Below are 19,946 nucleotides of genomic sequence, written 5' to 3'. Positions count from 1 at the left end.
AGGCATACATGTCCGCGCTCTTCCACGCTCTGGTGATCGCCGCGGTCGTCGCGCTCGTCGTCGTGCGCCAGTTCACGGCGCAGCGGATCGGCGACGACAAGCGGTGGTGGGTCCTGCCGGGGATCCTGCTGATCATCTCCGCGCGCAACGACGGGGCCCTCGATCCGCACCACGAGGCACTGTCCGCACTGATTCTCGGAGCGGGGCTCGTGGTGGGGCTGGTCACCGGTGCCGGTTGGGGCTGGACGGCCCGGCTGTGGCCCGATCCGGACGGCTCCGTGTGGACCAGGGGTACCAAGGGCACAGTCCTGGTGTGGGCGGGAGGCCTCACGATCCGCGCCGCGCTGGCGGGTGCCGGGGTGCTGTTGGGCATAGACCAGGGGGCAGCCGCTCTCACGATGTCGCTCGCGGCCATGCTGCTCGCGCGCAGCGGAGTGCTGAGCCTGCGGGCCCGGAGCCTGCGTGCGCCGCACGGTGGTCCGGCCGGCGCGATGCCGTTGCAGTCCGCACATGCCGCGTGGGAGGGGCACGCGTGAACCGCAGCACGTGGACGAGCTGGCCGTCCAAGGAAGCCCTCGCCAGAGCCGCGCACACACGCCCGCGGGCCGCCATCGGACTACTCGTATGGACCGCAGTCCTCGTCGGCCTCCTCTGGCGCACTCTCGCCGAAGGCGGGTTCACTCCCTGGCAGATCGCGGTCCTCCCGGTGGGAGTGGCCGGCTGCGCGGTGGCGGGCGTCGCATTCTTCCGGAGCACCCTGGCGCATCGTCTGTGGCCGTCCCTGGGGCTGCTGGTGCTGCTGATGGCCGCGGCGTTCGGGGCGCGGGAGGTGGGCGCCGGGGCCCTCGCCGTCGTGCTGTGGTGCGGGTGCGCCGTCACCGCCCTGGAGCGGCTCCCGCTGTCCGCGGCTGTTCCGCTCACCGCTGTGGCTCTGGCGGCCTACGCGATCGTGGAGGGCGACGGGTGGCTGACCACGGTGGTCACCACCGGAAGTCTGTGCCTGGGGGGATACGTCCTGCGGCTCGATGCCGAGGCGCGGGGCAGCGCCAAGCGGCTCCTCGCCCAGGAACGGGCGGCGAGGGTGGCTGAGGCAGGGACGGCAGCGCTGGCCGAGAGGTCCAGGATCGCCCGCGAGATCCACGATGTGCTCGCCCACAGCCTCTCCGCGCAGCTGGTGCACCTGGAGGCGGCCCGGCTGCTGATCGAACGCGAGCCTGCGGGCGAGTTCCGCGACCTTGTGCTGGAGAGAGTCGTCGCGGCGCGCTCCATGGCGCGTGAGGGGCTCGCAGAGACGCGCCAGGCCCTGTCCGCGCTGAGAGGGGAGATGACGCCGGTGGAGGACTTCCTGCGTCAGCTGGTGGCCGGGGAGGCTGCCGAGGTGCTCGTGGCGGGGGAGTGCAGGCCGTTGGCCGCGGACGCCTCCCAGACGGTGCGGAGGGTTGCACAGGAGGCTGTGACCAATGCCCGGAAGCACGCTCCGGGGGCCGCGGTCCTGGTCCGGCTCGAGTACCTGCCGGACTCCGTCGCCCTGGAGGTGCGGGACTCCGGCGGACGCAGCTCGGCGGGGGAGCTCGCTGTCAGTGGCTCCGGTTACGGTCTGCTGGGGATGAGGGAGCGCGCCGAACTGATCGGCGGGACGCTTCAGGCAGGGCCGGGCGAGGAGGGGTTCGTGGTGAATCTTCGGGTGCCTGCGTGAGTGCGCGGGTGGTGGTCGCCGATGATCAGGCAATCGTGCGCGAAGGCATCGTCATGCTGCTGGGGCTGTTGCCCGGCATCGAGGTGGTCGGTGCGGCGAAGGACGGGCACGAGGCGGTTGCTCTCGTCGCCGAGAAGGCGCCCGACGTGGTCCTGATGGATCTGCGGATGCCCCGCTGCGACGGCGTCGAGGCAACGCGCAGGATCCGCAAGGAACATCCGCGCACCCAGGTGGTGGTGCTCACGACCTTCGCCGACGACGACTCGCTGTTCACCGCGCTGCAGGCGGGCGCGCGAGGGTATCTGACCAAGGACGCGCGGGGTGAGGAGATCGTGCAGGCCATCGAGGCGGTGCTGTCCGGTGAGGCCGGACTCTCGCCGAAGGTGCAGCGCCGGCTGCTGGAGCGCGTCATGGCGGAGGCAGGACCCCCGGTGCCCTCCGAGCTGCCCGACGGGCTCACCCCACGGGAGGCCGAGGTGCTCGTCCTGATCGCCGGGGGACTGTCCAACGCGGAGATCGCACGCACGCTGCACATCTCCCAGGCCACGGTGAAGACCCACATCAACAACCTCTTCGCCAAGACGGGAGCGCGTGACCGGGCACAGGCCGTGCGCTATGCGTACGGCCGGGGACTCGCACACCCGCCCGGCACTTCCGTCACCTGAAATGGTGAAGCCGGGCGAATGAAGTGCCCGGGATCTTCCTGATCTGCCCATTCTTGGCTACGCGACCGAAAAGGCTCGTGGACAAGGGAGTTGTTCGGGTGGAGAAGGAAGCAGGGCCGAAAGTCGCATCAGTGCGGCTCGACGACCCGTGGTACGACGCGCTGGCTCCCGGATGGGGCGAGCTGGACGGTACGGGAGGCATTGCGCCCGACGGGCCGCCCGGGCCCGTGGCGCCACAGCACAACCACAGTGCTGCCGACATCTATCTCGAGGTGCAGCAGAGCGCGGCCTTCCGCGAAGTACGCCGCCGCTACCGGAGGTTCGTGGTCCCCGCGGCGGTCGCCTTCCTCCTCTGGTACTTCGCCTACGTCGTCGCCGCGACCACGGCACACGACCTGATGGCGCGCCCGGTCGCCGGTGCGCTCAACGTGGCGATGATCGCGGGGCTCGGACAGTTCGTCACCACGTTCCTGCTCACCTGGGCGTACGCGCGACACGCCCGGCTTCGCCGGGACCGCGCCGCACTGGAGCTGCGCTGGGACACCCAGGAGATGACGAGAGGGATCGACCGGTGAGCGGGGACCACCAGACGCTGGCACTGCTGCTGTTCAGCGCGTTCATCGCCGTGACGCTCGGCATCACCACCTGGGTGAGCCGGAACAGGCAGGGATCGCCGGAGGAGTTCTATGCGGGCGGGCGGCTCTTCTCGCCCATGGAAAACGGATTCGCCATCGCCGGCGACTACATGTCCGCCGCCTCGTTCCTCGGGATCTCGGGACTGATCGCCCTCTTCGGCTACGACGGCATGCTCTACTCGGTCGGCTTCCTCGTCGCCTGGCTGGTCGTCCTGCTCCTCGTCGCCGAACTCGTGCGCAACTGCGGGCGGTTCACCCTCGCCGACGTGGTTGCCGCCCGCATGGCGGAGCGTCCGGTGCGCACCGCGCTCGGCACCTCGTCGGTCACCGTCTCGGTGCTGTACCTGGTGGCGCAGATGGTGGGTGCGGGCAGCCTCGTCGCGCTCCTGCTCGGCGGGACGAGCGACACCGCCCGGTCCTGGACCGTGGTCGGGGTCGGCGCGCTCATGGTGATCTACGTGTCGCTCGGCGGTATGCGTGCCACGACCTGGATCCAGATCGTCAAGGCCGTCCTGCTGATGGCCGGTGCTCTCGCGCTCACCGTGCTCGTCCTCGTGCACTTCCACGGCAACGTCAACACACTGCTCAACACCGCCGCCGAACGCAGCGGACACGGACGGGACTTCCTCTCGCCCGGACTCAAGTACGGCGGGAGCTGGACGGCACGCTTCGACTTCATGAGCCTGGGCCTGGCCCTCGTGCTCGGCACGGCCGGTCTGCCGCACATTCTGTCGCGCTTCTACACCGTGCCCACGGCCCGGGCGGCCCGGCGGTCCGTCGTCTGGTCCATCGGACTCATCGGCAGCTTCTACCTGATGACGATCGTGCTCGGGTTCGGAGCCGCAGCCCTGGTCGGCTCGGCGGACGTACGGGCGTCGAACGCCTCGGGGAACACGGCGGTCCCGCTCCTGGCGCTCGTTCTCGGAGGCGGCGAAGGATCCACCGGCGGCACGGTTCTGTTCGCCGTGGTCGCAGCCATCGCCTTCGCGACCATTCTCGCCGTCGTCGCCGGGATCACGCTGGCCTCCTCCGCCTCGGTCGCGCACGACCTCTACGCCTCGTTCCGGCGCAGGGGTTCCAAGCAGCGCAGCGAGGTGGCCGTGGCCAGGACGGCGGCAGCGGGCATCGGCGTCGTCGCGATCGCACTGGGACTTCTCGCCCAGGATCTCAACGTCGCGTTCCTGGTGGGACTGGCCTTCGCGGTCGCCGCCTCGGCCAACCTTCCGGCGCTGCTCTATTCGCTGTTCTGGCGGAACTTCACCACGCGGGGAGCGGTCTGGGCCGTCTACGGCGGGCTGATTCCCGCAGTGCTGCTCGTCCTGCTCTCGCCGGTCGTCTCGGGGAGTCCGACCTCGCTCTTCCCGGGCGTGGACTTCCAGCTCTTCCCCCTGGACAACCCGGGGCTGGTGTCCATCCCGACCGGATTCCTGGCCGGCTGGATCGGCACGGTCACCTCCGCGGAGCCGCCCGACGCGGCCAAGTACGCGGAGGCCGAGGTCCGGTCGCTGACGGGCGCGGGTGCGGCCTGAGAACCGTGCCGCTCCTGCCGCTGGTTCAGGCGCCCGAAGCCCAGGTGTACCGGTGTTCGGGGCGGCCCGTCTCGCCGTACTTCAGGGACAGCCGCACCCGTCCCGTTCGCTCCAGCAGCTTGAGATAGCGCTGGGCGGTCTGGCGGCTCATTCCGGCGCTCTCCGCGATCTCCTGCGCGGAGAGCGGCCCGTCGGCGGTGCGCAGGGCCTGGCGGACCAGCTCGGCGGTCGTCGGCGAGTGCCCCTTGGGCAGGTCGGACTCCCCGGTGGCCCACAGGGCGCCGAAGAGCCGGTCCACCTCTGTCTGCTCCGCCTCGCCGCCGCCCTCGAAGGAGTGCCGCAGGGCTGCGTACGCCTCCAGCTTGGTGCGCAGCCCCGCGTACGCGAACGGCTTCACCAGGTACTGCAGGGCTCCGTGGCGCATCGCCGCCTGAACGGTCGCGACATCGCGTGCCGCCGTCACCATGATCACGTCGGTGTGATGGCCGAGCGCTCGCAGCTCCCGCACCAGGGCCAGACCGTTGCGGTCCGGCAGGTAGTGGTCGAGCAGGATCAGGTCGATGGGCGTCTCACCGATCCTGGCGAGGGCCTCGGTGGACGAGTGGGCCTGGCCTGCCACGTGGAAGCCGGGCACCTTGGAGACATACGCCGCGTTGATCTGCGCGACCCTGATGTCGTCGTCCACGATCAGGACCTCGATCACGGGGTCTCTCCTGCCGTCGCCAGTTGCGCGGGTGTCGCCATGCCGTCCGGGGCCCGTTCCCCGAGTGCCTCGGGCAGGACGACCGTGAACACGGCCCCGCCCTCCGGGGAATCCGACACGGACACGCTGCCGCCCTGCCGTTCCGCCAGCCGCCGCACCAACGGCAGGCCCAGCCCGCGTTTGCCGTGGGCAGGGGGCTCCTTGGTGGACCAGCCTTCCATGAAGATCGAGTCACGGCTGCCCGAGGGTATGCCCGGTCCGCTGTCGCGCACGTGCAGGACCACCGTACGGTCGTCGGCCCGCAGGCCCACCTCGACCTGGGCGTCCACCGATCCCGCGGCGGCGTCCAGGGCGTTGTCGACGAGATTGCCGACGACCGTGACGAGACCGCGCGGGTCCACCAGCCGGTCCGGCAGGAGCGTGCCGGGTGCCATGCGCAGGGCGACGCCACGCTCCGCGGCGACCGTCGTCTTGCCGACGAGCAGCGCGGCCAGCAGCGGGTCGTGGACCTTCTCGGTGACCTGCTCGGCGGTCGCCCGGTGGACGCCGACGACTTCGGTGACGAACTCCATCGCGTCGTCGTGCATCTCCAGCTCCAGGAGCCCCAGGAGCGTGTGCAGCCGGTTCGCGTGCTCATGGTCCTGGGCGCGGAGTGCGTCGATCAGGCCGCGGGTGGAGTCGAGCTCACGGCCGAGGTTCTCGAGCTCGGTCCGGTCGCGGAGGGTGGCGACTGCCCCGCCGTCGTCGGTCGGCATCCGGTTGGCGAGCAGCACACGGTTGCCGCGGACGGTCACCAGGTCGTGCCCGACCACCCGGCCCGCCAGTACGTCGGCGGTCCGCCCGGCTCCCAGGGCCTCGTCGAGCGGGCGGCCGGCCGCATCGGGACCGAGGCCGAGGAGGCGCTGGGCCTCGTCGTTCAGCAGCCGGATGCGTCCCGTGCGGTCGAGGGCGACCACACCCTCACGGATGCTGTGCAGCATGGCCTCGCGCTCCGTCAGCAGCGCGGAGATGTCGGAGAACGCCAGGTCATGGGTCTGCCGCTGGAGGCGGCGCGAGATCAGGTAGGCGGCGAGCGCTCCCACGGCCAGAGCCCCGCCGGCGTAGGCGAGCAGCCCCGGGATCGCGGCGAGCAGCCGGGCACGGACGCTGTCGTACGCGATGCCGACGGAGACTGCGCCCACGATCCGGTCCGTCCCGTCGCGCAGCGGCACCTTGCCGCGGGCGGAGCGGCCGAGCGTGCCGCTGTCGATCTCCATCACGGACCTGCCCGCGAGCGCCGTACTGGGGTCCGTCGAGACGACTTCGCCGATCCGGGCTGTGTCGGTGTGCGACCAGCGCACCCCGCGCCTGTCCATGACCACGACGTACTCGGCGCCCGTGGACCGCCTGATCCGTTCGGCCACGGTCTGGACCGGGCCGTCCGGGGCCGGGGCCGTGGTGAGCAGTGATGAGGCGACCTGGGGCTGTGCCGCCGTGCTCTGCGCGATGGCGAGGGCCCTGCGCATCGCCTGGTCGTCGAGCTGGTCGCTGAGCGGTGCCAGGAAGAGGCCGGTGACCAGCGCTGTGACACCGGTGATGATGGTCAACTGCATCAGGAGGACCTGCGAGAAGACCCGCTTCGGCCAGCCGAACCGGCGGGGTCCCCGGACGGTGGTCTTTGGGGCGCTCATCGTATGAACGGTAGAGGGCATTCCGGTCCTTCCCGAAATCCGTTCCCGTTGATCTTCCGTCGGCGCACCGGAACGCTTGAGCCGGAGGGCTTGCCTCCAGGCGCTCGATCTGTGAGCGTGCAATGGGTTTCGGTGATTTCCACCGCAGCGCAATCTTCTTGCGGTTCTTGCGCTAATCTTGCGTTCATGACGCGACGACTTGCTCAGGTTGCCCAGAAGGTTGGAGTCAGCGAGGCCACGGTCAGCCGGGTGCTGAACGGCAAGCCGGGCGTCTCCGACGCCACGAGGCAAGCCGTCCTCTCCGCGCTGGACGTCCTTGGTTACGAGCGCCCCACGCAACTGCGCGGAGAGCGGGCCCGGCTCGTCGGACTCGTCCTTCCCGAGCTGCAGAACCCGATCTTCCCGGCGTTCGCCGAAGTGGTCGGGGGTGCGCTCGCCCAGCAGGGGCTGACTCCCGTGCTCTGCACCCAGACCAAGGGCGGCGTCTCCGAAGCCGACTACGTCGAGCTCCTCCTGCAGCAGCAGGTGTCCGGGGTCGTGTTCGCCGGTGGGCTCTATGCCCAGGCCGACGCCCCGCACGATCACTACAAGGTCCTCGCCGACCGCAAGATCCCCGTGGTCCTGATCAACGCGGCCATCGACCGTCTCGGATTCCCCGGGGTCTCGTGCGACGACTCGGTGGCTGTCGAGCAGGCGTGGCGCCACCTCGTCTCGCTCGGTCACGAGCGGATCGGGTTCGTCCTCGGCCCGTCCGATCACGTGCCCTCGCAGCGGAAGCTCGCTGCCGCCCGCGCGCTCGCCGAGGAGGCGGGTACGACCGTTCCGGACGAGCGGGTGGCCAGGGCCATGTTCTCGCTCGAGGGCGGGCAGGCCGCCGCCATGCGGCTGCTGGACCAGGGGGTCACCGGCATCATCTGCGCCAGCGACCCGCTCGCCCTGGGCGCGGTGCGCGCGGCGCGCCGCCGCGGACTGTCCGTGCCCGCGGACGTCTCGGTCGTCGGCTACGACGACTCGGCCTTCATGAACTGCACCGAGCCGCCGCTGACCACGGTCCGCCAGCCCATCGAGGCCATGGGCCGGGCAGCGGTGGAGCTGCTCTCGGTGCAGATCGCGGGGCGTGCGGTGCCGTCCGACGAGCTTCTCTTCGAGCCGGAACTCGTGGTGCGCGGCTCCACGGCTCAGCCGCCACGCGAAAATTCCCGCTGATTGTAGCTAATTTGCAGGATCGGCCCGCGGCAGCGGTGCGGGCCGCAGTACCGGTGCGGGCAGTGGCTGCGGCGGGCGAGGTCCTGTGTACTGCCCGCTGGGCCGCATCCGCAGGGGCCGCTCCGTGTACTCCTCCAGGGCGTGGGCGATCCAGCCCGCGGTGCGGGACACGGCGAACACCGTCTCGCCCGCCTCCGCGGACATGCCGCAGGCGACCGACAGGACGGCAAGCGCCAGGTCGACATTGGCGTGCAGGGGAGTGTGGCGGGCGGTGGTGGCGACCACGTCGCGGGACGCGGCCAGCGCCCGGGCAGCCTGCGGTACGTCCTCCAGTAGGCCGAACAGGACCTGGGCCCGCGGATCCTCACCCGTGTAAATGCGGTGCCCCAGCCCCGGTACGCGGCGGCCGGCGCGGAGATGGTCGGCGACGACCGGGGACGCGCTGCCCCGTTCCACGACCTCGGACAGCATCCGGTGGGCCAGGCCGCTCGCGGCGCCGTGCAGGGGGCCCTCCAGTACGCCCAGCCCCGCCGAGACCACCGCGTACGGATGGGCGTGCGCGGACGCGGCGACCCGCGCGGCCAGCGTCGACGCCGCCAGGTCGTGGTCGGTGAGCAGGGCGAGAGCGGTGTCGAGCACCGCCAGTGACGCCTCGTCGGCCGGCTGACGGGTGAGCCTCGGCCACAGCTGCCGGGCGAGGGACGCGGAAGCGCCGCCCGCCACGTCGTGGCTGCCTGCGGTCGGCTGCTCCCCGACCACGGGCAATGCGGCCACCAGGGTGGGGATCAGGCCGCGTGCGCTGCTGAGAACCCCCTGGGGCGAGAGATCGAACCGCAGCGGATCGGCTGCCGCGGCCGCGGCGACCGCGACCCGCAGCCGGTCGGTCGAGCCGCTGTGGGCCGGGAGGGCGGCGACCGTCTGCCGTGCCGCAGCGAGCGATTCCGCAGGCGCGGTGAAGCGCACGCCCGGACGGAGCTCGCCGGTCCAGATCCACTCCGCGACCTCCTCGTAGCCGTATTCGCGGGCGAGCTCGGTGGCGTCGACACCGCGGAAGTAGTACGCGTCGTGCTCGATGAGCGTGATGCCCGTACGGAAGACCAGCTCACCCGCGACGGGAACGGGCTCCCTGCGTCCGGTGCGCCGGACCAGGGCCGCGACCTCCGCGGCGTCGAACGTGCTGCCGCGCCCCCCGGGGCTCCGCCTGCTGCTGAGCTGTCCCCGGCTCACGTAGGCGTACACGGTCTCGGGCTTCACCCCCAGCAGTTCTGCCGTCTCCCGTGTGGTGAGCCTGCGCGCCTCCCCGGGGTCTTCGCCGCCGGAGCCTTCCGTGCCGGCGCCGCGCGTTGCCTCATGCGTCATGGTGCCCACCGTATCCATATCCATCGGCATCCATCGGGACTCCATATTGATTGAATCAATGTTGACATCGATTGAGTCAATCATAGACAGTCGAATCAATGTTCAATCGACTGTCGGAGGAGAACCGGAAATGTCTGCCTTGAGGACTGGTACCGCCCCGCTCGACGTGCCCCGCGGCCTCGCCGGCGTGATCGTCACCGACACCGCGATCGGTGATGTGCGCGGGCGCGAGGGCTTCTACCACTACCGGCACTACTCGGCGATCGACCTGGCGCAGAGCCGCAGCTTCGAGGACGTCTGGTACCTGCTGTTCCACGGCGAACTGCCCGAGCGTGCCGCAGGCGCCGGCTTCGCGGCCCGCACGGCCGGTCTGCGCCGTCTGCCGGACGAGGTGCGCGACGCGCTGCCGGCCATCGCACGCGCCGGCGCGGTCTCCGGCCCGCTGGCCGGCCTGCGCACCGCACTCTCACTGCTCGGGGCCTCGGCCGGATTCCGCCCGGTGTACGACATCGGCCCCGACCGCCGCCGCGGCGACGCGCTCGCCGTCTGCGCCGCCGTACCGACCGTGCTGACCGCCCTGTACCGGCTCGGCCAGGGCCTCGAACCGGTCGAACCGCGTGAGGACCTGCCGTTCGCGGCGAACTACCTGTACATGCTCACCGGGGCCGAGCCGGACGCCGCGCGGGTCAGGGCCGTCGAGCAGTACCTCATCTCCACCATCGACCACGGCTTCAACGCCTCGACGTTCACCGGCAGGGTGGTGGCGTCCACCGGCGCGGACGTGGCCGCCTGCCTGGTCGCGGCGGTCGGCGCGCTCTCCGGACCGCTGCACGGCGGCGCGCCCAGCCGGGCTCTGGACACCCTGGACGCCATCGGGACTCCCGACCGCATCGACGGATGGATCCGGGAACAGGTCCTTGCGGGGGGCCGGATCATGGGCTTCGGACACCCCGTCTACCGCACCGAGGACCCCCGCTCACGCATGCTGCGCTCGATCGCGCAGAGCTTCGGCGGCCCGCTCGTCGACTTCGCCGTCGAGGTCGAACGGCAGGTGGAGGTCATCCTCGCCGAGCTCAAGCCGGGGCGCGAGCTGCACACCAACGTGGAGTTCTACGCCGGGGTCGTCATGGAGCTCTGCGGTCTGCCGCGCGAGATGTTCACCCCCACCTTCTGCGCCGCGCGTGTGGTCGGCTGGAGCGCCAATATCCTGGAGCAGGCGGAGGACTCGAAGATCATCCGCCCGGCGGCCCGCTATGTGGGAACGCCCCCGCCCCAGCCCGTACCGGCACCCTGACCGACCCCGAGAAAGGCCCACGTTGACCCCGCCCCGCGCCCCGCAGATCCCGGTCGTCGTTCTGGCGGGGTTCCTGGGATCAGGCAAGACGACCCTGCTCAACCATCTGCTCCGCAACCGGGCCGGCAACCGGATCGGTGTGATCGTCAACGACTTCGGTTCCATCGAGATCGATGCCATGGCCGTCGCGGGGCAGGTCGGGTCGACGGTCTCGCTGGGCAACGGCTGCCTGTGCTGCGCGGTCGACGCGAGCGAGCTCGACACCTTCCTGGAGACGCTGACCAGGCCTGCCGCCCGGCTCGACGTGATCGTCATCGAGGCGAGCGGTCTCGCCGAGCCCCAGGAGCTCGTACGGATGCTGCTGGCCAGCGACAATCCGCACATCCGGTACGGGGGACTGGTCGAGGTCGTCGACGCCGCCGAATTCCTGTCCACGCGGGAGCGGCACCCGGAGATCGACCGCCATCTCGGGGCCGCCGACCTCGTCGTGCTGAACAAGACCGACCGGGTGGCACCGGCGGAACTGGACGCCGTGCGGGAGGCGGTGGCGACCGCCGGCAGCAGGGCGGCCGTCATCAGCGCCGAGTTCGGGCGCGTGGACCCCGAGCTGCTCGTCGATCCCGTGCTGCGGCCGGACGGTGACGACACCGCACGTCAGCTGACGTTCGAGGACCTTCTCCTGGAGACGGACCACGAGCACGACAGCCATCTGCACGCGGCGTACGAGAGCGTCTCCTTCACGACCGACGTGCCGGTGAACCCCCGGAGGTTCATCGAGTTCCTCGACTCCAGACCCGAAGGCCTCTACCGGATCAAGGGGTACGTCGACTTCGGCGCGGGCGATCCGGGAAACAGGTACACCCTGCACTCCGTCGGCAGGTTTCTGCGCTTCGTCCCACAGGCGTGGACGCGGGACGAGCCGAGGCGCACGCAGCTGGTGCTCATCGGTTCCGGCATCGACGCGGAGGCGCTGGACAAGGGGCTCTCCGACTGCCGGGAGCCGGAGCAGGCCGTCACCGGAGAACTCGAGCGCAGCATGTGGGGCATCCTGCGCTACGTACAGCGGCCGGACGACGACGAGGCCTGAGCGGCCCCGGCGTCGTCCGGCCGGGTGTTACAGCGGTCCGGCGATCACGGAGACCGGGCTCGTCAGCGGCGTGCCCGAGCCGTCGCGCCGCGGATCCGGGGCAGGCAGCTCTGCCGGTGTGCCGTTCTGCTGCGCGGCGCGGGCCGGAACAGCGCCTGCCCACGCGAACACCAGGACGTCCTCGCCCTTGAGGAAGCGCTGGCAGCGCACCCCACCGGTGGCCCTGCCCTTGCGCGGATACTGGTCGAACGGGGTGAGCTTCGAGGTCAGCTCCGAATCGTCCAGCGTGCCGTGCGAGCCGGCCACCGTGAAGACCACGGCGTCCACCGCGGGATCCACCGCTGTGAACGAGAGCACCACGGCCCCCGCCGTGAGCTTGACGCCCGCCATGCCGCCCGCCGGGCGCCCCTGCGGGCGCACCTGCGCCGCCGGATAGCGCAGCAGCTGTGCGTCGGACGTGATGAAGACCAGGTCCTCCTCGCCCGTACGCAGCTCCGTCGCGCCGACGATGCGGTCACCGTCCTTGAGCGTGATGACCTCCAGCTCGTCCTTGTTGGCCGGATAGTCGGGCACCACGCGCTTCACCACCCCCTGCAGGGTGCCGATCGCCAGGCCCGGCGACTCCTCGTCCAGCGTGGTGAGGCAGATCAGCTCCTCGCCCGTCTCCAGCGTGAGGAACTCCGAGATCTGAGCCCCTCCCGAGAGGTTGGGAGCCGCATGGGTGTCCGGCAACTGCGGCAGATCGATCACCGACAACCGCAGCAGGCGCCCCGTGGACGTCACCGCACCCACATCACCGCGCGCCGTCGCGGGGACGGCCGAGACGACCACGTCGTGCTTCGTGCGCTTGGCGTCCTCGGCCGCCACGACCTGGTCGGCGTTGGCCGTACGGGCCAGCAGACCGGTCGACGAGAGGAGCACCCGGCACGGGTCGTCGGCGACCTCCAGCGGTACGGAGGCGACCTGCGAACCTGCCGACTCCAGCAGCACCGTGCGCCGGTCGGTGCCGAACTTCTTCGCCACCGCGGCCAGTTCGGCCGAGACGAGCTTGCGCAGCTCCGCGTCCGACTCCAGGATCGCCGTCAGCTTGCCGATCTCGTCGTTGAGCCGGTCGCGCTCGCTCTCCAGCTCGATCCGGTCGAACCGGGTGAGCCTGCGCAGCGGGGTGTCCAGGATGTACATCGTCTGGATCTCGCTCAGGGAGAAGCGCTCGATCAGCCGCTCCTTGGCCTGCGCCGAGTTGTCGCTGTCCCGGATGATGCGGATGACCTCGTCGATGTCGAGCAGGGCGACGAGAAGTCCCTCGACCAGATGCAGCCGGTCCCGGCGCTTGGTCCGGCGGAACTCGCTGCGCCGGCGCACCACCTCGAAGCGGTGGTCGAGGTAGACCTCCAGGAGCTCCTTGAGCCCCAGGGTGAGCGGCTGCCCGTCGACCAGCGCCACGTTATTGATGCCGAAGGACTCCTCCATCGGCGTCAGCTTGTAGAGCTGCTCCAGCACGGCCTCCGGCACGAAGCCGTTCTTGACCTCGATCACCAGCCGGAGCCCGTGCGACCGGTCGGTGAGGTCCTTGACGTCCGCGATGCCCTGGAGCTTCTTCGCGGAGACGAGGTCCTTGATCTTGGCGATCACCTTCTCCGGGCCGACGGTGAAGGGCAGTTCGGTGACGACGAGGCCCTTGCGGCGCGGCGTGACGTCCTCTATCGCGACGGTCGCACGGATCTTGAACGTGCCGCGGCCTGCCGCGTACGCGTCCTTGATCCCGCCGAGACCGACGATCCTGCCACCGGTCGGCAGGTCGGGGCCCGGGACGAAACGCATCAGGGTCTCGAGGTCGGCGTTCGGGTGCCTGATGAGATGGCGCGCGGCGGCGATCACCTCGCCGAGGTTGTGCGGGGGCATGTTGGTCGCCATGCCGACCGCGATCCCGGACGCCCCGTTGACCAGGAGGTTCGGGTACGCCGCAGGCAGGACGACGGGCTCCTGCTCCTGGCCGTCGTAGTTCGACTGGTAGTCGACGGTGTCCTCGTCGATCGACTCCGTCATCAGCGACGTGGCGTCGGCCATCCGGCACTCGGTGTACCGCATGGCGGCCGGCGGGTCGTCGTTGCCGAGCGAGCCGAAGTTGCCGTGTCCGTCGACGAGGGGCAGGCGCATCGAGAACGGCTGTGCCATGCGCACCAGTGCGTCATAGATCGACGCGTCACCGTGCGGGTGCAACTTGCCCATCACTTCGCCGACGACACGGGCGCACTTCACGTAGCCGCGGTCGGGGCGCAGCCCCATCTCGTTCATCTGGGACACGATGCGGCGGTGCACGGGCTTCATGCCGTCGCGGGCGTCGGGCAGAGCCCTGGAGTAGATCACCGAGTACGCGTACTCGAGGAAGGAGCCCTGCATTTCGTCGACGACGTCGATGTCGAGGATCTTCTCCTCGAAGTCGTCCGGCGGCGGGGTCTTCGTGCTGCGGCGGGCCATCGCGGCTGCGACTCCTTCACAGATTCTGTCGGGCAACCTCAGGTTCTGACGCCGACCATTGTGGACCGCCGCACCGACAACGCCGACCTCGACCCGTCCGAAGTGGTCTCAGGGGCCCCTCAGGAGCCCCTGTTTACGGCACCATCTACGACAACATTCACCGATCGGGAACTTCGCCAGGTGCCGGTGCGCTTGCTTACAGTGGCAGGTCCGGCAGGAAATCCTGTATCGCGATCGAAGGGACGTACATGCCCATGGGTCACACGGCCACAGCCCAGGCCGGTTCCGGCGGCTTGACGGCGACCGAGCACCGCTTGGCCAACGGCCTGCGCGTGGTGCTCTCGGAGGACCATCTGACCCCGGTCGCCGCGGTCTGCCTCTGGTACGACGTCGGTTCCCGTCACGAGGTCAAGGGACGCACCGGCCTGGCTCACCTCTTCGAGCACCTGATGTTCCAGGGCTCCGGCCAGGTCAAGGGGAACGGACACTTCGAGCTGGTGCAGGGGGCCGGCGGTTCCCTCAACGGCACCACCAGCTTCGAGCGCACCAACTACTTCGAGACGATGCCCACGCACCAGCTGGAGCTCGCCCTGTGGCTCGAGGCCGACCGGATGGGCTCGCTGCTCGCCGCGCTCGACGACGAGTCCATGGAGAACCAGCGCGACGTCGTGAAGAACGAGCGCCGCCAGCGCTACGACAACGTTCCGTACGGCACGGCGTTCGAGAAGCTCACGGCCCTCGCGTACCCGGAGGGCCACCCGTACCACCACACGCCGATCGGCTCGATGGCCGATCTGGACGCGGCGACCCTGGACGACGCGCAGGCGTTCTTCCGCACGTACTACGCGCCCAACAACGCCGTGCTCTCGGTGGTCGGCGACATCGACCCGGAGCAGACGCTGGCCTGGATCGAGAAGTACTTCGGCTCCATCCCCTCGCACGACGGCAAGCAGCCGCCGCGCGACGGCACGCTGCCCGGCACCATCGGTGAGCAGCTGCGCGAAGTGGTGCACGAGGAGGTCCCCGCGCGTGCGCTGATGGCCGCCTACCGGCTGCCGCACGACGGCACCCGCGAGTGTGACGCCGCTGACCTGGCGCTGACCGTCCTCGGCGGCGGCGAGTCGTCCCGGCTGCACAACCGCCTGGTCCGCCGCGACCGTACGGCGGTGGCCGCGGGATTCGGGCTGCTCAGGCTCTCCGGAGCGCCCTCCCTGGGCTGGCTGGACGTCAAGACGTCCGGTGGTGTCGAGGTGCCGCAGATCGAGACGGCCGTCGACGAGGAGCTGGCCCGCTTCGCGGCCGAGGGCCCCACGCCCGAGGAAATGGAGCGTGCGCAGGCCCAGTTGGAGCGTGAGTGGCTGGACAGGCTCGGCACGGTCGCGGGCCGCGCCGACGAACTGTGCAGGTACGCCGTGCTGTTCGGCGACCCCCAGCTCGCCCTGACCGCCGTGCAGCGGGTGCTCGACGTCACCGCGCAGGAGGTCCAGGCGGCCGCCCAGGCGCATCTGCGTCCCGACAACCGGGCGGTCCTGGTCTACGAGCCGGTCGAGCCGGCGGACGAGGCCGAGGATGCCGCAGGCAGCACCGACGACCACGAGGGGGCCGAGAAGTGACCGACGCCGCCGTGACTGGAGTAGCGATGGAGTACCACCCGCAGCCGACCGCAGGCGAGGCCAGGCCCTGGGCCTTTCCCGCGCCCGATCGCGGCGCCCTGCCCAACGGCCTGACCGTGCTGCGCTGCCACCGCCCCGGCCAGCAGGTCGTCGCCGTGGAGATCTTCCTGGACGCGCCGCTCGACGCCGAGCCCGAGGGTCTGGACGGTGTGGCCACGATCATGGCGCGCGCGCTGTCCGAGGGCACCGACAAGCACTCCGCGGAGGAGTTCGCGGCCGAGCTGGAGCGCTGCGGTGCCACGCTCGACGCGCACGCCGACCACCCCGGTGTCCGGGTCTCGCTGGAGGTTCCGGTCTCCCGGCTCTCCAAGGCGCTCGGCCTGGTCGCCGAAGCGCTGCGGGCGCCTGCCTTCACCGAGAGCGAGGTGGAGCGCCTGGTGGGCAACCGGCTCGACGAGATTCCGCACGAGCAGGCCAACCCCGCCCGGCGTGCCGCCAAGCAGCTCTCCAAGGAGCTGTTCCCCGCAACGGCGCGGATGTCACGTCCGCGCCAGGGCACCGAGGAGACCGTCCGGCGGATCGACGCCGCGGGTGTGCGCGCCTTCTACGACGCCCATGTCCGCCCGTCCACCGCGACGGCCGTCATCGTCGGCGATCTCACGGGGGTCGATCTGGACACGCTGCTCGCGGACACCATCGGTGACTGGTCGGGCAATGCCGGCCAGTCGCGCCCGGTGCCGCCGATCACCGCGGACGACACCGGCCGAGTGGTGATCGTGGACCGTCCCGGAGCCGTGCAGACGCAGCTGCTGATCGGCCGGATCGGCGCCGACCGGCACGACAGCGTCTGGCCCGCCCAGGTCCTGGGCACGTACTGCCTGGGGGGCACCCTCACCTCCCGGCTGGACCGCGTCCTGCGCGAGGAGAAGGGCTACACCTACGGTGTCCGGGCCTTCGGCCAGGTGCTGCGCTCGACGGCACCCGGATCCGTGTCCGGGGCGACCGGCGCCGCGATGCTCGCCATCAGCGGCTCCGTGGACACGGAGTCCACCGGGCCGGCCCTGGACGACCTGTGGAAGGTCCTGCGCACCCTGGCTGCCGAGGGGCTCACGGACGCCGAGCGCGAGACCGCCGTGCAGAACCTCGTGGGGGTCGCCCCGCTGAAGTTCGAGACGGCGGCATCGGTCGCGGGCACCCTCGCCGACCAGGTGGAGCAGCACCTCCCGGACGACTACCAGGCCCAGCTGTACGCGCGCCTGGCGGAGACCGGCACGGTGGAGGCGACGGCCGCGGTCGTCAACGCGTTCCCCGTGGACCGGCTGGTCACGGTTCTCGTGGGAGACGCTTCGCAGATCGCGGAGCCCGTCAGGGCGCTGGGTATCGGCGAGGTGTCGGTCGTCACCGGCTGACGGAACGGAGCAGAGCGAACCCCGGCGAGTGCGTTCTCGCCGGGGTTCTCCCTTTTGTCTGAATTGGTGGAGAAAGTTCATGTATGGCCTGTGGGATGTGCGACAAAGCGACCTGTCCGTTTGGTGATTGAAAGTCGCCCGGCCTAGCGTCGGCTCGGCTGTCCGCCAGACGTATGCCGCATCCGCGGCGCCGGACAGTCATCGCCGAGTCCCCGTCAGGCGCGAGCCTGGGGAGCCGGGGACCCACGTAGTCCCTGGGGTGAATCGGATGTCCGCGTCTCGTACGAGGCGGGGGATCCGTAGGAGACCTTCCTGCTCCGAACCCGTCAGCTAACCCGGTAGGCGAGAAGGAAGGAAAGGATCAGCCCCTCCATGGCGTTCACCCGTGCCACCGGGAAGCACCGTGCCCCGAGCCGCCTGACGCGCAGGAGCGCCAAGGCCGCCGGCATCGCGGCTCTGGCCACCACCGGCGTCATCGGCGGAATGGCCTCCCCGGCCCTCGCCGCGGACTCCGAGGCCCTCACCGTCACCGGTCTGACCCAGGCCGTTGCCATCGACACCACTCTCGCCGCCCAGATCGACGCCCAGGCCGAGGCGCAGCAGCACCAGGCCGACGTCGTGGCGAAGGCGAAGGCCGAAGCGGCGGCCAAGGCGAAGGCCGAGGCCGAGGCGAAGCGCAAGGCCGAAGCCCGCGCCAAGGAGGTCCGTGAGGCCAAGGCGCGCGCCGCCCGCGCCGCCGAGCGCGCCCGGCTGAACTCCTTCCACCTCCCGGTCGCCGGCTCCTCCGTGACCACCGGCTACAAGTCCAGCGGTGCCCTCTGGTCCTCCGGCAGCCACTCCGGCATCGACTTCCGCGCCGCGTCCGGCAGCTCCGTCGTCGCCGTCGGCGCCGGAACGGTCGTCGAGGCGGGCTGGGGCGGCGCGTACGGCAACAACATCGTGCTCCGGATGACGGACGGCACGTACACCCAGTACGGCCACCTCTCCTCGATCGGCGTGTCCGTCGGACAGAGTGTCACCTCGGGGCAGCAGATAGGCCTGTCGGGCTCCACCGGCAACTCCACCGGACCGCACCTGCACTTCGAGGCGCGGACCACCCCGGAGTACGGATCCGACATGGACCCTGTCGCCTACCTCCGAGCACACGGTCTCCAGGTCTGAGACCTCCTGCCGCACAGCTTTGCGAAGGCCCCGGCACCTGCCGGGGCCTTCGTCGTGCCGCCCCGTACCGCTCCGCTGCGAACCTCCGCAGAAGTACTCGTCGGCCGGCAGATATCCATGGATTCCGCTCCGCCATCGGAAATTGCGGCTGATTGCAATAGAGTCACAGAACAGGCGTCGATCGGCCGCGTTTCGCGGGGATTAAGGCGGAGGTTCGGACATGCGCATTCCCGCGCATTCGGTATGCACGGCAATCCGTGACGACATCGTCTCCGGTGTCTTCGAACGCGGCAGCCGCCTCACCGAGGAGGTGCTCGCACGTCGGTACGGGGTCTCCCGCGTCCCGGTGCGCGAGGCACTGCGCACCCTGGAGTCCGAGGGGTTCGTCGTCACCCGCCGGCACGCCGGTGCCTGTGTCGCCGAGCCCACGGAGCAGGAGGCCGCCGACCTCCTGGAGATCCGCATGCTCCTGGAGCCACTGGGCGCGGCCCGCGCCGCCCAGCGTCGTACCGAGGCACACCTCAAAGTGCTCCGAGGCCTGGTCAGGCTGGGGCAGGAGCGGGTTCGCCGGGGCGAGGGGGAGGATCTGCGCTCGCTGGGCGGCTGGTTCCACGAGACGCTGGCCCAAGCCTCGGGCAGCCCCGCCCTCATCGCGCTGCTCACCCAGCTCAGGCACAAGATCACCTGGATGTACGCGGTCGAGCACCCGGCCCGCCCCGCCGATTCCTGGGCCGAGCACGGCGCCATCGTGGACGCCGTGGCGCGCGGTGACGCGGAACGGGCCAGGGCGCTGGCGGCCCAGCACGCCGAGCGGGCCAGCGCCGCCCACCGGCTGCGGCGCACGGACCGGCCCGGCCGCACGGCGGGTCCGGCCCGGGTGAGGACTTCGCAACATTCTGTAAACATCGCAGGTGTCCGGCATTAACAATGGCGCCGTATACAAAGAAGGGAATTCGGGAGGGCTTTCTTTTTGCTGCCCGAATTCAGGCCGCCTTCGCGGTCGTCCGGGACTTCCCGCAAACGAGAAAGCCGCGGCTCCCGATGGGGATACCGCGGCTTTGTCGTGGAAGTAATTCCGGTCCGGAACGGGCGGAATCAGACGGTCTCCGGAAGCTCCTCGAGCCCCTCGGTGACCAGCTTCGCCAGACGGTCCAGAGCGGCTTCGGCGTCGTCCGCCTCGGACGCGAGCACGATCTCCTCGCCACCCTGGGCGCCCAGGCCGAGCACGGCGAGCATGGAGGCGGCGTTCACCGGGTTGCCGTCAGCCTTGGCGATCGTCACGGGGACGCCGGAGGCCGTGGCGGCACGGACGAAGATGGATGCGGGGCGGGCGTGCAGGCCCTCGGCCCAACCGACGTTGACGCGGCGCTCAGCCATGGTTCTGCCCTTCACGAATCAATAGTTGTCTAGACCAGTCTCTCATGCAGTGCGCACTGCTGTG

The 19,946-nt window shown here is 70.5% G+C and carries 17 protein-coding genes and 1 riboswitch; of the genes, 12 read left to right on the top strand and 5 right to left on the bottom strand.

The genetic code is table 11. The features are described from left to right. The first annotated feature begins 8 nt into the window (after nucleotides 1-8). From OG257_RS10385 to OG257_RS10365, 5 genes are all read left to right on the top strand, one after another. Nucleotides 9-536 (top strand): DUF1453 domain-containing protein, encoded by a 528-nt coding sequence (locus tag OG257_RS10385; RefSeq protein ID WP_329206705.1) that lies wholly within the window; start codon nucleotides 9-11, stop codon nucleotides 534-536. Further along, nucleotides 533-1,696: a sensor histidine kinase gene (locus tag OG257_RS10380; protein WP_329206703.1), complete on the top strand. Its 1,164-nt coding sequence runs from the start codon at nucleotides 533-535 to the stop codon at nucleotides 1,694-1,696. Before OG257_RS10385 ends, OG257_RS10380 begins: the two co-directional genes overlap by 4 nt. Then, nucleotides 1,693-2,361: a response regulator transcription factor gene (locus OG257_RS10375; protein WP_329206702.1), complete on the top strand. Its 669-nt coding sequence runs from the start codon at nucleotides 1,693-1,695 to the stop codon at nucleotides 2,359-2,361. Before OG257_RS10380 ends, OG257_RS10375 begins: the two co-directional genes overlap by 4 nt. Nucleotides 2,362-2,492: 131 nt before the next feature. Continuing rightward, the gene (locus OG257_RS10370; protein WP_329206701.1) at nucleotides 2,493-2,936 is read left to right on the top strand and encodes a DUF485 domain-containing protein; all 444 of its coding nucleotides are present in this window, start codon (nucleotides 2,493-2,495) and stop codon (nucleotides 2,934-2,936) included. Beyond that, nucleotides 2,933-4,525, top strand: a complete 1,593-nt coding sequence (locus OG257_RS10365) for a solute symporter family protein (RefSeq protein ID WP_329206700.1) — start codon at nucleotides 2,933-2,935, stop codon at nucleotides 4,523-4,525. The genes OG257_RS10370 and OG257_RS10365 overlap by 4 nt, the downstream gene beginning before the upstream one ends. Before the next feature lie 25 nt (nucleotides 4,526-4,550). On the opposite strand, the gene OG257_RS10360 is transcribed toward OG257_RS10365, so the two are convergent. Further along, entirely contained in the window at nucleotides 4,551-5,228 is a 678-nt protein-coding gene (locus OG257_RS10360; protein ID WP_329206699.1) for a DUF7342 family protein, read from the bottom strand. Further along, nucleotides 5,225-6,898 carry a sensor histidine kinase gene (locus OG257_RS10355; protein ID WP_329206698.1) on the bottom strand — a complete coding sequence of 558 codons (1,674 nt, stop codon included), beginning with the start codon at nucleotides 6,896-6,898 and terminating at the stop codon, nucleotides 5,225-5,227. Before OG257_RS10355 ends, OG257_RS10360 begins: the two co-directional genes overlap by 4 nt. Before the next feature lie 186 nt (nucleotides 6,899-7,084). Between OG257_RS10355 and OG257_RS10350 the strand changes: the two genes are divergently transcribed. After that, a complete protein-coding gene (locus OG257_RS10350; RefSeq protein WP_329206697.1) occupies nucleotides 7,085-8,104 on the top strand; it encodes a LacI family DNA-binding transcriptional regulator in 1,020 nt (339 codons plus the stop codon). A gap of 6 nt (nucleotides 8,105-8,110) precedes the next feature. Here OG257_RS10350 and OG257_RS10345 read toward each other — a convergent pair whose 3' ends face one another. Then, nucleotides 8,111-9,463: a citrate synthase gene (locus tag OG257_RS10345; protein WP_329206696.1), complete on the bottom strand. Its 1,353-nt coding sequence runs from the start codon at nucleotides 9,461-9,463 to the stop codon at nucleotides 8,111-8,113. A 130-nt stretch (nucleotides 9,464-9,593) separates the two neighbouring features. Between OG257_RS10345 and OG257_RS10340 the strand changes: the two genes are divergently transcribed. Together OG257_RS10340 and OG257_RS10335 are read left to right on the top strand one after the other, a co-directional pair. Further along, a complete protein-coding gene (locus OG257_RS10340; protein WP_329206694.1) occupies nucleotides 9,594-10,757 on the top strand; it encodes a citrate synthase/methylcitrate synthase in 1,164 nt (387 codons plus the stop codon). Nucleotides 10,758-10,779: 22 nt separating this feature from the next. Continuing rightward, nucleotides 10,780-11,844, top strand: coding sequence for a CobW family GTP-binding protein (locus OG257_RS10335; protein ID WP_329206693.1), 1,065 nt, complete (start codon nucleotides 10,780-10,782; stop codon nucleotides 11,842-11,844). Between the two features lie 27 nt (nucleotides 11,845-11,871). Here the strand turns inward: OG257_RS10335 and OG257_RS10330 are convergent, their stop codons facing one another. Then, nucleotides 11,872-14,322: a DNA gyrase/topoisomerase IV subunit A gene (locus OG257_RS10330; RefSeq protein WP_329206692.1), complete on the bottom strand. Its 2,451-nt coding sequence runs from the start codon at nucleotides 14,320-14,322 to the stop codon at nucleotides 11,872-11,874. 248 nt (nucleotides 14,323-14,570) lie between these two features. On the opposite strand from OG257_RS10330, the gene OG257_RS10325 reads away from it, so the two are divergent. From OG257_RS10325 to OG257_RS10310, 4 genes are all read left to right on the top strand, one after another. Next, a complete protein-coding gene (locus OG257_RS10325; RefSeq protein WP_329206691.1) occupies nucleotides 14,571-15,935 on the top strand; it encodes a M16 family metallopeptidase in 1,365 nt (454 codons plus the stop codon). 26 nt (nucleotides 15,936-15,961) lie between these two features. Continuing rightward, complete coding sequence (locus tag OG257_RS10320) at nucleotides 15,962-17,344, top strand: M16 family metallopeptidase (protein ID WP_329215012.1); 1,383 nt, start codon at nucleotides 15,962-15,964, stop codon at nucleotides 17,342-17,344. A gap of 192 nt (nucleotides 17,345-17,536) precedes the next feature. Beyond that, nucleotides 17,537-17,704, top strand: a riboswitch (cyclic di-AMP (ydaO/yuaA leader). A gap of 12 nt (nucleotides 17,705-17,716) precedes the next feature. Then, nucleotides 17,717-18,505 (top strand): M23 family metallopeptidase, encoded by a 789-nt coding sequence (locus OG257_RS10315; protein WP_329206690.1) that lies wholly within the window; start codon nucleotides 17,717-17,719, stop codon nucleotides 18,503-18,505. Nucleotides 18,506-18,725: 220 nt separating this feature from the next. After that, a complete protein-coding gene (locus tag OG257_RS10310) occupies nucleotides 18,726-19,430 on the top strand; it encodes a GntR family transcriptional regulator (protein WP_329206689.1) in 705 nt (234 codons plus the stop codon). A 170-nt stretch (nucleotides 19,431-19,600) separates the two neighbouring features. Here OG257_RS10310 and OG257_RS10305 read toward each other — a convergent pair whose 3' ends face one another. Continuing rightward, the gene (locus OG257_RS10305; RefSeq protein WP_329206688.1) at nucleotides 19,601-19,882 is read right to left on the bottom strand and encodes an HPr family phosphocarrier protein; all 282 of its coding nucleotides are present in this window, start codon (nucleotides 19,880-19,882) and stop codon (nucleotides 19,601-19,603) included. Between the last annotated feature and the right edge of the window lie 64 nt (nucleotides 19,883-19,946).

Source organism: Streptomyces sp. NBC_00683 (assembly GCF_036226745.1).
In the GTDB taxonomy this organism is placed as follows: Bacteria; Actinomycetota; Actinomycetes; order Streptomycetales; family Streptomycetaceae; genus Streptomyces.
This window is presented reverse-complemented; position numbering and strand designations above follow the sequence as displayed.

Coding starts and splice junctions, on each gene's coding strand:
- OG257_RS10385 (WP_329206705.1), top strand. CDS start 9: ATGTCCGCGCTCTTCCACGCTCTGGTGATCGCCGCGGTCGTCGCGCTC.
- OG257_RS10355 (WP_329206698.1), bottom strand. CDS start 6,898: ATGAGCGCCCCAAAGACCACCGTCCGGGGACCCCGCCGGTTCGGCTGG.
- OG257_RS10350 (WP_329206697.1), top strand. CDS start 7,085: ATGACGCGACGACTTGCTCAGGTTGCCCAGAAGGTTGGAGTCAGCGAG.
- OG257_RS10345 (WP_329206696.1), bottom strand. CDS start 9,463: ATGACGCATGAGGCAACGCGCGGCGCCGGCACGGAAGGCTCCGGCGGC.
- OG257_RS10340 (WP_329206694.1), top strand. CDS start 9,594: ATGTCTGCCTTGAGGACTGGTACCGCCCCGCTCGACGTGCCCCGCGGC.
- OG257_RS10330 (WP_329206692.1), bottom strand. CDS start 14,322: ATGGCCCGCCGCAGCACGAAGACCCCGCCGCCGGACGACTTCGAGGAG.
- OG257_RS10325 (WP_329206691.1), top strand. CDS start 14,571: ATGCCCATGGGTCACACGGCCACAGCCCAGGCCGGTTCCGGCGGCTTG.
- OG257_RS10320 (WP_329215012.1), top strand. CDS start 15,962: ATGGAGTACCACCCGCAGCCGACCGCAGGCGAGGCCAGGCCCTGGGCC.
- OG257_RS10315 (WP_329206690.1), top strand. CDS start 17,717: ATGGCGTTCACCCGTGCCACCGGGAAGCACCGTGCCCCGAGCCGCCTG.
- OG257_RS10310 (WP_329206689.1), top strand. CDS start 18,726: ATGCGCATTCCCGCGCATTCGGTATGCACGGCAATCCGTGACGACATC.
- OG257_RS10305 (WP_329206688.1), bottom strand. CDS start 19,882: ATGGCTGAGCGCCGCGTCAACGTCGGTTGGGCCGAGGGCCTGCACGCC.